We start from the raw sequence: 12,467 nt of genomic DNA on the forward strand, positions 1-12,467 counted from the left end.
GATTCTGTTCAAATCAAAAGGCCTTGCAGGCTGCCGTTTGTCCCCGGATTTGCCCAAACGGACGTGTCGTTTTCACATCCGAATATCGATCCTAATGGTTAATCATCGCTTATTGAAGCCAAAATGCGGTAAGACCATGGCGATATCCCGTCAAAAATTGTCCGCAAGGTTTCTTGGTAAACCGCTGGTTTAGATCAGGATTCCGGCTTGGGCCGAACACGATCTGTTACCGTCGGCCTCAATGCGTGAACAATACCCCGTCGAGCCGCCATTATCCGGCGACGGCGCTCTGTCGAACCATATAATGACGAGGGAAACTGGTGCCTGCCTTGCGGCTCAGGAAGCAAGCCTGTCGACGCGGCCGGTTTCCGGGTCGATGCCATATTCCTTGAGCTTGCGGTAAAGCGTCGAGCGACCGATGCCGAGCCGGCGGGCGACCTCGCTCATCTGGCCATTGTAGTGATCGATGGCGAGCTTGATCATTTCGAGCTCGACATCGGCCAGCGCACGCACATTGCCGCGCTCGTCGAGCGCCCGCAGCGTGCCGAAGCGGGCCTGGACCCCGGCCGGCAGCACAGCCGCCGGAGCGGTCTCGTCGGGCACAACGTCCTCGTCGCGCGGCTCCAGCGACGGCGGCGGCGCAACGCTGCTTGCCTCCAACGTGTCGTCCGCGTCGAGATTGAGGGTGCCTTCCACCTGCGCGCGGATCTGCGGGAAGTCATCGGCGGTCAACACATCGCCTTCGCACAGCACCGAGGCGCGGAAGACGGCGTTTTCGAGCTGCCGGATGTTGCCGGGCCAGTCATAAGCCTGCAGCACCGCAAGTGCTGCCGCCGAAATGCCTTTTAGCCGATGGCGCGGGTCGGCCGGCGCCACCTTCTCCATGAAATGCGCGACCAGATGGGGAATGTCGTCGCGGCGGTCGCGCAGCGGCGGCACGAAGATCGGGTAGACGTTCAGCCGGTAGAACAGATCCTCGCGGAATTTGCCGTCCTTGACCTGTTGCAGGAGGTTGCGGTGCGTCGCCGAAATCAGCCGGATGTCGACCTTGACGGTCGAGCGGCCGCCGACCGGATCGACCTCGCCTTCCTGGACGGCGCGCAGCAGCTTGACCTGGACGTCGAGCGGCAGGTCGCCGATCTCGTCGAGGAACAGCGTGCCGGAATGCGCCTCGACGAATTTGCCGGTGTGCTTGTCGGTGGCGCCGGTGAACGAGCCTTTCTCATGGCCGAACAGGATGGATTCCACCAGATTGTCGGGAATGGCGCCGCAATTGACGGTGACGAAGGGTTTCGAGCGGCGGTCGCCGCTGCCCTGGATGGCACGCGCCACCAGTTCCTTGCCGACGCCCGACTCGCCCTCGATCAGGATCGGGATGTGAGAGGCCGCCGCTTTCTGGCCGAGACGTATCACCCGGTCCATGGCCGGACTATGGGTGATCATGTCCCTGAAGGTCAGCAGCCCGCCGCGTTTGCGCGACGTGCGCTTGACCTCGCCCTCCACCGCCTCGACCTTGAGCGCATTGGAGATCGAGGCCTGCAGCCTGTCGGGCGAAGCCGGCTTGACGACGAAATCGAAAGCGCCGTGGCGCATCGCCGAAACCACGGTTTCGATGCCGCCCTGCGCGGTCTGCACGATGACCGGCACGCTGATGTCGCGCTCGCGCATCGCCTTCAGCACGCCGATGCCGTCGAGACCGGGCATGACAAGGTCGAGGATCACGACCGAGACATCGCGGGCGCCAGGCCCGTCGAGAACTTCGAGGCCGGCGGTACCGCCATCCACAACGATGGCGGTATGGCCGAACCGCGTCACCGCGGCCTCGAGCAGCCGGCGCTGCACGGGATCGTCATCGACTATGAGTATGGAACCTGTCATGACTGTCTTGCTTCGCCCGCGCCCGAAAACCCCATGGATCATCTTGGCACAGGGTTCTAAATAAGGTTTCAAAAAACCCGGTGAACGAATTCCTTAGGATTTGACCGGCTTCTCCATTCCCGTTGAGTCCGGCTCCGTGAATGCGGCCACGTGATTCAACCCAGGCCATTTGATTCAAAGAAGGTATCTCGATGCGCATGATGTTTGATCGGCGGATTGCAGCGCCAGCGTCCGGTCAGGGCGCTGCCGGGCTTGGCGATCTGCCGGAATGGAACCTCGCCGACCTTTATGCCGGCATGGACGCGCCGGAACTGAAGCGTGACATTGCCAAGGCGGCGGCCGACACCGTCGCATTCGAGGCCCGCTGGAAAGGCACGCTCGCCGCCGAGGCCGGGCGCGGAACTACCGGCAGGCTGGGCGAGGCACTGGCCGCGTACGAGGCGCTCGAGGAACTGATCGGCCGCATCGTCTCCTATGCCGGCCTCGTCTATGCCGGCAATACCGCCGATCCGCAGCGCGCCAAGCTCTATGGCGACATCCAGGAGAAGATGACCGACGCCAGCGCGCATCTGTTGTTCTTCGCGCTCGAGCTGAACCTGATCGACGATGCGGCGATCGAGGGCGCGCTGGCCGCCGATCCCGCCTTCGGGCATTACCGCCCGTGGGTGCTCGATCTCAGAATGGACAAGCCCTATCAGCTCGAGGACCGCGTCGAGCAGCTTTTCCACGAGAAATCGATAACCGGGCGCGGCGCCTGGAACCGCCTGTTCGACGAGACGATGACCGATCTTCGCTTCGATATCGACGGCGAGGAACTGACCCTGGAGCCGGCCCTCAATCGCTTGCAGGATGCCGACGGCGAGGTCCGCCGCCGCGCCTCGGAGGCGTTGGCCACGACCTTCCGCAAGAACCTGCGCACCTTCACGCTGATCACCAACACGCTTGCCAAGGACAAGGAAATTTCGGACCGCTGGCGCGGCTTCGAGGACATTGCCGATTCACGCCACCTCGCCAACCGCGTCGAACGCGGCGTGGTCGATGCGCTCGCCACCGCCGTGCGCGAGGCCTATCCGCGCCTGTCGCACCGCTATTATGCGATGAAGGCGCGCTGGCTCGGCATGGAGGTGATGAACCACTGGGACCGCAACGCGCCCTTGCCGGAGACGCCGCAGGCGGTGATCGGCTGGGATGAGGCCAGGAACACGGTCCTGTCGGCCTATCACCGCTTCTCGCCCGAGATGGCCGAGATCGCGCGCACCTTCTTCGACCGCAACTGGATCGACGCGCCGGTGCGTCCGGGCAAGTCGCCGGGCGCCTTCGCACATCCGACCGTACCCTCGGCTCACCCCTATGTGCTGCTCAACTACATGGGCAAGCCGCGCGACGTGATGACGCTGGCGCATGAACTTGGGCACGGCGTGCATCAGGTGCTGGCCGCCGGCCAGGGCGCGCTGATGGCCTCGACGCCGCTGACGCTGGCCGAGACGGCATCCGTCTTCGGCGAGATGCTGACCTTCCGCTCGCTGCTCGAGCGGACCACCGACCGGCGCGAGCGCAAAGCCATGCTCGCCCAGAAGGTCGAGGACATGATCAACACCGTGGTGCGCCAGGTCGCCTTCTATGAATTCGAGCGCAAGGTGCATGCCGAGCGTCGCAACGGCGAATTGACATCCGACAGGCTGGGCGAGTTCTGGCTGGAGGTGCAGGCCGAAAGCCTCGGACCGGCGATCAAGTTGCGCGAGGGCTACGAGGTGTTCTGGACCTACATTCCGCACTTCATCCACTCGCCCTTCTACGTCTATGCCTATGCGTTCGGCGACTGCCTGGTGAACTCGCTCTATGCCGTCTACCAGAATGCCGAACGCGGCTTTCAGGACAAATATTTCGAGATGCTGCGTGCCGGCGGCACCAAGCATCATTCGCAGCTTCTGTCGCCCTTCGGCCTCGACGCCACCGATCCGGCCTTCTGGCAGATCGGGCTCGGCGTCATCGGCGGCCTGATTGACGAACTGGAAACGCTCGACGATTGAGACGCCTCTCGCCCGGCAAGAACAGTTTAGCCGGAATGCATGTTCGGGCCGCGCTTTTCTTGCCCTAAATATTTGTTCTTGAAGAACTCTACATCGACGTTTTCCCATAGCTTTCCGCAAGCTCTATGGTAGCTTTCCGTTTAAGCTCAGCCGGAGCGCATGCGGATCGGCGAGGGAAATCTCAGCCGGCCGTGGCGATCAGGCGAACGCGACAACGGCCGTTGGCCATGGGCAGGCAAAGCCGATCGCCGACAGCTTGACCGAAGCCGGCTGTTCCGCGAACCGCGGAACCATCATCGAGTAGTCCTGCGCCGAAGGCCATGACCCACGGCAGACGGATCTGACTGGAGAGAGACAATGGGCACTTTTTTCTACGTGGTCCTGGCGTTGTTGGTAGGCGTGTTGGTCGGCTGGTTCATCTGGGGGCGCCTGCGCGGTGAGCTCGACAGTCTTCGCGGCGACCTCGATCGCACCCGCAGCGAGCGCGACAAGCTGCGCGCCGACAGCGACCGCCTGACCGGCGAACTCAGTGCATGCGGCAAGAGCCGCTCAGACCTCGAGCGTCAGCTGCGCGAGGCGCAGGCCTCGTCGGGCACCGGCGGAGCAAAGGCGTCAAGTCAGCCACCGGCAGCCCTGATGTCGACGCCAGCCGTTGCAAAATCCGGTGCGGCGGCAGCCAAGCCAGCCGCCGCGAAGGCGGCCCCGGCAAAGGCAGCACCGAAGCCCGCGGCCGCCAAACTCGCAACTGCTTCGGCACCGGCAGCCATGGCTTCGCAGAGCAAGGCTCCGGCGACCAAGGCTCCGGCGAAGACTTCGACCGTGCCCAAGGCAGCACCCGCTGCAAAGAAGACCGCACCGGCAGCGGCCAAGCCGGCGTCGGGCAAGCCCGACAATCTGCGCCGGTTGATCGGCATCGGCCCAGTCAACGAAAAGCTGCTCAAGGCGCAAGGCGTCACCACATACGCCCAGATCGCCGGCTGGACACCAGCCGACATCAAGCGGATCGAGGAGGTGATGAACTTCGACGGCCGCATCGCGCGCGAACGCTGGATCGAGCAGGCCAAGCTGCTCGCCGCTGGCAACGAGGCCGAATTCGCCAAGCAGTTTCCGACGGCCGGAACCGCCAGCAATACCTGAACGACGGATACAGAGGCCATGCGACCGGGGGCGCCAAGGGCGCCGCCGCTTTCTTTTGTCGGCAAGGTTCGATCCGGCAAAGGTCGGCTTTGAGGGACAGGGGGCCGTTCCCTCGATTGCGCGAGCCCGGCCCCCTATATAGAGCGATCGTCAGCTCCATCGATCCCGGTTCCCATGTCCCTGCCCGCAGCAATTTTCCGCAACGACGAAAGCGCACGCCAGCTCGTTTTCAAGCGGCCGGCCGATGTCATCGTTGCGCATGAGCCCAAAGACTTCCCGGCGGCGTTGCAAGCGGCGCAGGCCGCGCACGATGCCGGCAAATGGCTGGCCGGCTATTTCTCCTACGAGGCCGGTTACCTGCTCGAACCGAAACTCGTTCCCTTGCTGCCGGGCCGGCGCCGGGCCCCGCTGGTCTGCCTCGGGGTCTTCGATGCTCCTGATCAAGAGGCGGTGCCGCCGCCAGGCACGCCGACCAACGGCCCGATCTTCGACGCAAGGGCAACGTGGTCGTTCGAGGACTACGAGAAGCGGTTCTCGCGGTTGCATCGGCACATCAGGCAAGGCGATTGCTACCAGGGCAACCTGACCTTTCCGGTGCACGCGCAATGGTCCGGCGATCCGCTCGCCGCCTTCGACGCGCTGACCGAACGCCAGCCCGTGAAATATGGCGCCCTGATCGCGCTGGGCGACCCGATCGTCCTGTCGCGCTCGCCCGAACTGTTCTTCGAGATTGATGCGGCGGGGATGATCGAGACGCATCCGATGAAGGGTACCGCACCGCGCGGCGCAACCGGGGACGAGGACGAGCGGCAGAAGAATTTCCTGCGCAATGACGAGAAGAACCAGGCCGAGAACCGGATGATCGTCGACCTCCTGCGCAACGACATATCGCTGATCAGCGAGGTCGGCACGCTGGAGGTGCCGGAACTGTTCCGCATCGAGACCTACCCGACCGTGCACCAGATGGTGAGCGACGTCAGGGCCAAGCTGCTGCCCGGCCTCTCGATACGACAGGTGTTCGCGGCGCTGTTTCCCTGCGGCTCGATCACCGGCGCGCCGAAGATCCGCGCCATGGAGATCCTGCACGATCTGGAGGCCACGCCGCGCGACGTCTATTGCGGCGCCATTGGCTGGATCGCGCCCGGCGGCACGATGCGCTTTTCCGTGGCGATCCGCACCATCTCGCTCTTTGCCAGCGGCGAGGCCGTCTACAATGTCGGCGGCGGCATCGTCTTCGATTCGGTCGCGGAAGAGGAGTACCAGGAGTGTCTGCTCAAAGCCCGTTTCGCGACGGGGACACCGCCGGTTTCGAGCTGATCGAGACCATGCGCTGGGAGCCCGCCTCGGGCTTCCTGCGCCTCGATCGCCATCTTGCCCGCCTTTACGGCTCGGCGGCGGAACTGGGCTTCAGCTATGATCCGCAAAGGGTTGGCGAGGCCCTGAGCGACGCGGTCGATCGATCGCCCGTCGCCATGCGCACGCGGCTCGCCCTGTCGCGCAATGGCCAGGCCAATGCCTCGGCGCAGCCCTATGAACCGCTTGCCGCCGACAAGGTATGGGCGCTGCGGCTGGCGCGGACGAGGCTCGATTCGAGCAACATGCTGCTGCGCCACAAGACCAGCCGGCGGCAGCCCTACACCCATGCCCGCTCCGAATACCTCGTCACCCAGGCCGATGAGGTGCTGCTGGCCAATGAGCGCGGCGAGATCTGCGAAGGCACGATCACCAATGTCTTCGCCGATTTCGGCGACGGCGTGCTGGCAACGCCCCGGCTCGATTGCGGCCTGCTGCCTGGCGTACTGCGCGGCGCGCTTCTGGATGAAGGCCGCGCCAGTGAAGCGATCTACAGCTTGAATGACCTGAAATCCGCCAAGGCGCTGTTCGTCGGCAATTCGCTGCGCGGGCTGATCCCGGCCAAACTAATCTGAAGTCAAACTGATCTGAGGCATGACGTCCCTACCCGCCCACACGCCCTATGACGGCTCGTCGAAACTCTTCACCATCGGGCTGAAGCCGCTCGACCCCGCGGACTGGATCGAGGTAGACGGCCATTTGCTGCCCTACCTCGCCGAAAAGCGCCGGCTCTATGCCGAAATCCCTGAACGCGTCTTCGTCGAGCAGGACGGTACGCTTGACGCCCAGCAGGAAGTGCTCGAACTGCTCGGCGCTTACCTGCCGGAAAGATTTCCCGACACCCACCGGCGCAGCGATGCGGGCGTTGCGGTCGTGGGTGCGACGAGCCGTCCCACGATCCCCTCCAGCCTCGCCGGCGCCCCCCTCGTCGCGGCCTCGCTGCTGGTCCAGGAGGACCTGATCCTCATGCGGCGGGGCGAAGACGGCTGGCGGCTCGCCGCGGGTTCGCTGTGCTTTCCCTCGTCCTGGTCGCTTGTCGAAAAATTCGGCAAGCCGCTTCAGCGGATCCACGAGCCGGTGCCGGGCTTCGGCCCAGGCACAAGGCCGGCCGATCTGATCAACCGGATGTTCGATGGCCTGCAGGGCCAGGCCGTCGAACGTTACAATTGGTCGATCCAATCAGGCGATGCACTCTACCATCCGCTGTCCAATATCGAGCGCATCGACCGCGCCACCAGCCGGCCGACGCGTTTCCCCGACGGTGACGTGAAGACGCACGCCTTCATCCGGGTCGAGCGCCAGACGCTGCGCAAACTGCCCGCCTCACGTGACATCCTGTTCACCATCCGCATCCATCTCGACCCGCTCGCCGTCCTGGCGCGGCACCCGGACCGGGCGACGCTGGCAGCGTCCTTTGCCGCGCAGCTCGAAGCGCTCGATGTCGCCCAGCTCGACTACAAGGGCGTGACATCGGATCGCGATCGGCTGATCGCCGTCCTTAACCAAATGGCCAAGGACGCGTAGTCGCTGGTTGGCGCTTTTCGCTGGTTTGTGACAATGATCTGTGATGTAGCGCATGGCCGTTGGGCGAAAATGCCGGGCTTTTGCACGCAGTTGCCCAGCTTTTGAACGCAGTTGCCCGGCTTTTGGACGTAGTTGAAGGAGTGCTCGATAAAATGGCGAACGAAAACTGGCCCGTTTACGGTGAGATCACCGGCCCGGTTGTGATGATCGGCTTCGGCTCGATCGGACGCGGAACGTTGCCGCTCATCGAGCGCCATTTCAAGTTCGACAAGTCGCGCATGACAGTCCTCGACCCGCGCGATACCGATCGCAAGCTGCTCGACGAGCGCGGCATCGCCTTCGTCCAGGAAGCGGTGACCGAGAAGAACTACAAGAAGCTTTTGGCGCCGCTTCTGACCAATGGCGGTGGCCAGGGCTTCTGCGTCAACCTGTCGGTCGATACCGGCTCGGTGGACCTGATGCGGCTCTGCCGCAAGCTCGGCGTGCTCTATATCGACACCGTCGTCGAGCCTTGGCTTGGCTTCTATTTCGACGCCAAGGCCGACAACGCCAGCCGCACCAACTATGCGTTGCGCGAGGCGCTGATCAAGGAAAAGCACGACAAGCCGGGCGGCGCCACTGCGATATCCACCTGCGGTGCCAATCCCGGCATGGTGTCGTGGTTCGTCAAGCAGGCGCTGGTCAACCTCGCCACCGATCTTGGCATGGAATTCTCCGAGCCATCGCAGGACGACCGCGAGGGCTGGGCCAAGCTGATGAAGAAGGCCGGCGTCAAGGGCATCCACATCGCCGAGCGCGACACCCAGCGGACCAAGAAGCCCAAGCCGATGGATGTGTTCTGGAACACCTGGTCGGTCGAGGGCTTCATCTCCGAGGGGTTGCAGCCAGCCGAGCTCGGCTGGGGCACGCATGAGACCTGGATGCCCAAGAACGGCAAGAAGCACAAGCATGGTTCAAAGGCCGCGATCTACCTGGAGCAGCCCGGCGCCAACACCCGCGTGCGCTCCTGGTGCCCGACGCCGGGACCGCAATATGGCCTGCTGGTAACCCACAACGAGGCGATCTCGATCGCCGATTTCTTCACAGTGCGCTCCAAGAAGGGCAAGGTTCAATACCGCCCGACCTGCCACTACGCCTACCATCCCTGCAACGATGCGATGCTATCGCTGGACGAGATGTTCGGTGCCGCCGGCAAGCCGCAGCCGGTGCACCACGTGCTCGACGAGAACGAACTGGTCGACGGTGTCGACGAGCTCGGCGTCCTGCTCTACGGCCATGACAAGAATGCCTACTGGTACGGTTCGCAGCTGTCACTCGCCGAAGCGCGCAAGCTGGCCCCCTACCAGAACGCCACCGGCATGCAGGTCACCTCGGCTGTCCTGGCCGGCATGGTCTGGGCACTGGAGAATCCCGCCGCCGGCATCGTCGAGGCCGACGAGATGGATTACAAACGCTGCCTGGACGTGCAGTCGCCCTATCTCGGACCGGTCAAGGGCTATTATACCGACTGGACGCCGCTCGACAGACGCCCGGGTCTCTTCCCGGAGGACCTCGACCGCAGCGACCCGTGGCAATTCCGCAACATCCTCGTCCGATAGCAGCACCCGGACCATGCGCCCTTGCCTTGCAATCGCCCGGAAATCGGGCGATTGAAGGGAGGCGGCCTGGGGTGGCGATGTGCGTCCGTTGAATACCCCGGCACTTTGGACGTTCGCGTCAATTCCCAGAAATCGGCCCGATTTCTGGGACGACGCGTTTGGAGAGGATTTCATATGACGATTGCGCGCAAAGTTCTTTCGACGGGCCTGGCGGGCGCCCTTGCCTCGATGCTTGCTGCCTGTGCCACCAGCGGCCCAGATACGCCGCCCATGGCCGCCGGCCCGAAAGGGGTCGAAGGTTCCTGGATCGATGCCAAGGGCACCGGCCTGTCGACCTTCACCGGCGGCACCTTCACGACCGTCGCCACCGACACGGGACAGAAGCTTGCCGATGGCAGCTACACGATGACCGGCGCCACGTCGGTACAGATCAGCGGCACCTCGCTGATCCGCCAAACCCCGGTAAGCTTCAATTGCCTGATGGTGTCGACCAGCCAGCTCAACTGCACCAGCTCCGCCGGCCAGAATTTCGTGCTGACGCGGCGCACCTGAACTCGGCGAACATTCCAGTCACAAAGAACGGCGGCCCCTCGGCCGCCGTTCTTTTTTGTACCGGCATATCCCGGGTTTCGCGCCTGGAGATACCGCCGCATTTCCGCTTGCGTCGGCCCGAACGCGATGGGAACATGATCGAAAGGCTGGCTGTAATACCCAGTCAAGCAAGGGCGCCAGACGCCTCTGATCAGCCTACCGGGAGACGAAGATGAAGAAGCTTGCCGCCATTGCCGCCCTTTCCGCTTCGACGCTTGGCCTGTCGGCCGGCGCATCCTTTGCCGACTACACACTGAACATCCTGCACATCAATGACTGGCACAGCCGCATCGAAGGCAACAACAAATACGAATCGACCTGCTCGGCCGAGGAGGAGACCAAGGGCGAATGCATCGGCGGCGCCGGCCGGCTGATCACCGCCATTGCCCAGGAACGCAAGAAGCTGGAAGGCCAGAACGTGTTGCTGCTCAGCGCCGGCGACAATTTCCAGGGTTCGCTGTTCTACACGACATACAAGGGCAAGGTCGAAGGCGAGTTCCTCAATGACATGAAGTTCGACGCCATGGCACTCGGCAACCATGAATTCGACGACGGCGAGGCGGCGCTGGCGCCGTTCCTCGACATGATCAAGTTCCCGGTGCTCGGCGCCAACGTCAAGGCCAACGCGCAGTCCAAGCTCGGCGACCGCGTCAAGCCGTCTGTTGTCGTCGAGGTCGGTGGACAGAAGATCGGCATCATCGGCGCCGTCACCAACGACACGCCCGAACTCGCCTCCCCCGGCCCCAACATCAAAATCGAGGACGACGTCAAGTCGATCACGGCCGAGGTCGAGAAACTCAAGGGAGAAGGCGTCGACAAGATCATCGCCGTGACCCATATCGGCTACAACAGGGAGCGCGACGTTATCGCCAAGATCCCTGGCATCGACATCGTGGTCGGCGGCCACAGCCACACGCTTCTGTCCAATACCGATCCGAAGGCGGCTGGCCCCTACCCGACCATGGTCGACAACCCCGGCGGCTACAGGGTGCCGGTGGTGCAGGCGGCGTCCTATTCGAAATATCTCGGCGAGTTCAAGGTGGTGTTCGACGACAACGGCGTCGTCAAATCGGCAAGCGGCGACCCGATCTATCTCGACAAATCGATCACGCCGGACCCGGCCGTGCTCGCCCGCATCAAGGAGCTTGGCGCGCCGATCGAGGCCTTGAAGAACAAGGAAGTGGCCGAGACCACCGACGTCATCGACGGCAGCCGCGAAAGCTGCCGCGCCAAGGAATGCGCGATGGGCAATCTCGTCTCCGACGCCATCCTCGATCGGGTCAAGGGACAGGGCGTCGAGATCGTCATTTCCAACGGTGGCGGCCTGCGCGCCTCCATCGATAAGGGCACCGTCACCATGGGCGAGGTGCTGACCGTGCTGCCGTTTCAAAACACGCTGGCGACTTTCCAGATTTCCGGCAAGGACCTGGTCGCCGGCCTCGAAGGCGGGCTCAGCCAGATCGAGGACGGCGCCGGCCGCTTCCCGCAGGTGGCGGGCCTCAAATATTCCTTCGACAGATCGGTCGCACCCAATGCCGGCCGCGTCAAGTCGGTGGAGGTGATGGAAAATGGCGCCTGGACGCCGATAAATCCGACCAAGGACTATTTGGTCGCCACCAACAACTATGTCCGTCAGGGCGGCGACGGCTACAAGGTCTTCGCCGAAAAGGCCAAGAACGCTTATGACTACGGCCCTGGCCTCGAACAGGTCGTGGCCGACTATCTCGGCGCGCACCGGCCCTATACGCCGAAGCTCGACGGCCGCATCACCGAGATCGCCGCGACGACAGCGGCAGCTCCCGCCGCCGAACCAGCAAAGCCGGCGGAGACCGCACCGGCAGCGCCGGCACCGGCCGAGGCTGCCAAACCGGCTGCACCGGCAATGCCGGAATTGCCTGCCAACTCAGGCGATATCGCCAACACGCCGCCAGCCATATCGACGGAAAACGCGCCTGCACCACCGGCCCCGCCGGCACCTGCCGAACCGGCGAAGCCTGCCGAGACCACTCCCGCGCCGGCCACTCCTGCGCCTGCGACGCCCGCGCCCGCCGAGCCGGCAAAGCCCGCTGAAGCCACACCAGCCACCGGCAATCATGTCGTCGTGACCGGCGATACCTACTGGGATCTGGCGAAGAAGGCCTATGGCGATGCGACCAAGTGGAAGCTCATCTATGAGGCGAACAAGGGCCAAAGGCCGCATCGGCTTATGCCGGGCGCGACACTGACCATCCCGGCGAAGTAATTTCGTCCAGCTCCGCCACATCGCCCGCCCGGGGAACCGGGCGGGTTTATATTTCCATGGCCTGATACATGTCGCCCGGAGGTGTCCTCGGTTATCAGAAGCTTACGGCAGGTC

Annotated in this window: 9 protein-coding genes; 8 read left to right on the forward strand and 1 reads right to left on the reverse strand. The window is 63.8% G+C overall.

Features of this window, described 5'->3' with window-relative positions; translation table 11 throughout:
- Positions 1-336: 336 nt before the first annotated feature.
- Positions 337-1,878, reverse strand: a complete 1,542-nt coding sequence (locus tag LB516_RS21985) for a sigma-54-dependent transcriptional regulator (protein WP_140661793.1) — start codon at positions 1,876-1,878, stop codon at positions 337-339.
- Between the two features lie 191 nt (positions 1,879-2,069).
- On the opposite strand from LB516_RS21985, the gene LB516_RS21990 reads away from it, so the two are divergent.
- The 8 genes from LB516_RS21990 to LB516_RS22025 all read left to right on the forward strand — a co-directional run bounded on the left by LB516_RS21990 (position 2,070) and on the right by LB516_RS22025 (position 12,353).
- Entirely contained in the window at positions 2,070-3,908 is a 1,839-nt protein-coding gene (locus tag LB516_RS21990; RefSeq protein ID WP_224720358.1) for a M3 family oligoendopeptidase, read from the forward strand.
- 357 nt (positions 3,909-4,265) lie between these two features.
- Positions 4,266-5,045 carry a proton-conducting membrane transporter gene (locus LB516_RS21995; protein ID WP_140789040.1) on the forward strand — a complete coding sequence of 260 codons (780 nt, stop codon included), beginning with the start codon at positions 4,266-4,268 and terminating at the stop codon, positions 5,043-5,045.
- A gap of 162 nt (positions 5,046-5,207) precedes the next feature.
- Positions 5,208-6,362 carry an aminodeoxychorismate synthase component I gene (locus LB516_RS22000; RefSeq protein ID WP_411961379.1) on the forward strand — a complete coding sequence of 385 codons (1,155 nt, stop codon included), beginning with the start codon at positions 5,208-5,210 and terminating at the stop codon, positions 6,360-6,362.
- Complete coding sequence (locus tag LB516_RS22005; RefSeq protein WP_140875213.1) at positions 6,311-6,973, forward strand: aminotransferase class IV family protein; 663 nt, start codon at positions 6,311-6,313, stop codon at positions 6,971-6,973. Before LB516_RS22000 ends, LB516_RS22005 begins: the two co-directional genes overlap by 52 nt.
- 19 nt (positions 6,974-6,992) lie before the next feature.
- Positions 6,993-7,922 (forward strand): heme-dependent oxidative N-demethylase family protein, encoded by a 930-nt coding sequence (locus LB516_RS22010; RefSeq protein WP_224720359.1) that lies wholly within the window; start codon positions 6,993-6,995, stop codon positions 7,920-7,922.
- A 152-nt stretch (positions 7,923-8,074) separates the two neighbouring features.
- Complete coding sequence (locus LB516_RS22015; protein WP_015315848.1) at positions 8,075-9,520, forward strand: homospermidine synthase; 1,446 nt, start codon at positions 8,075-8,077, stop codon at positions 9,518-9,520.
- A gap of 174 nt (positions 9,521-9,694) precedes the next feature.
- The gene (locus tag LB516_RS22020; RefSeq protein ID WP_224720360.1) at positions 9,695-10,072 is read left to right on the forward strand and encodes a hypothetical protein; all 378 of its coding nucleotides are present in this window, start codon (positions 9,695-9,697) and stop codon (positions 10,070-10,072) included.
- Between the two features lie 211 nt (positions 10,073-10,283).
- Positions 10,284-12,353, forward strand: a complete 2,070-nt coding sequence (locus tag LB516_RS22025) for a bifunctional metallophosphatase/5'-nucleotidase (RefSeq protein WP_140619384.1) — start codon at positions 10,284-10,286, stop codon at positions 12,351-12,353.
- Positions 12,354-12,467: the final 114 nt, after the last annotated feature.

Origin of the sequence: Mesorhizobium sp. CO1-1-7 (assembly GCF_020164885.1) — a bacterium.
In the GTDB taxonomy this organism is placed as follows: Bacteria; Pseudomonadota; Alphaproteobacteria; order Rhizobiales; family Rhizobiaceae; genus Mesorhizobium; species Mesorhizobium australicum.

What these genes read in the sequence shown, in the direction of transcription:
- LB516_RS21985 (WP_140661793.1), bottom strand. Translation starts at nt 1,878, where the DNA reads ATGACAGGTTCCATACTCATAGTCGATGACGATCCCGTGCAGCGCCGG.
- LB516_RS21990 (WP_224720358.1), top strand. Translation starts at nt 2,070, where the DNA reads ATGCGCATGATGTTTGATCGGCGGATTGCAGCGCCAGCGTCCGGTCAG.
- LB516_RS21995 (WP_140789040.1), top strand. Translation starts at nt 4,266, where the DNA reads ATGGGCACTTTTTTCTACGTGGTCCTGGCGTTGTTGGTAGGCGTGTTG.
- LB516_RS22010 (WP_224720359.1), top strand. Translation starts at nt 6,993, where the DNA reads ATGACGTCCCTACCCGCCCACACGCCCTATGACGGCTCGTCGAAACTC.
- LB516_RS22015 (WP_015315848.1), top strand. Translation starts at nt 8,075, where the DNA reads ATGGCGAACGAAAACTGGCCCGTTTACGGTGAGATCACCGGCCCGGTT.
- LB516_RS22020 (WP_224720360.1), top strand. Translation starts at nt 9,695, where the DNA reads ATGACGATTGCGCGCAAAGTTCTTTCGACGGGCCTGGCGGGCGCCCTT.
- LB516_RS22025 (WP_140619384.1), top strand. Translation starts at nt 10,284, where the DNA reads ATGAAGAAGCTTGCCGCCATTGCCGCCCTTTCCGCTTCGACGCTTGGC.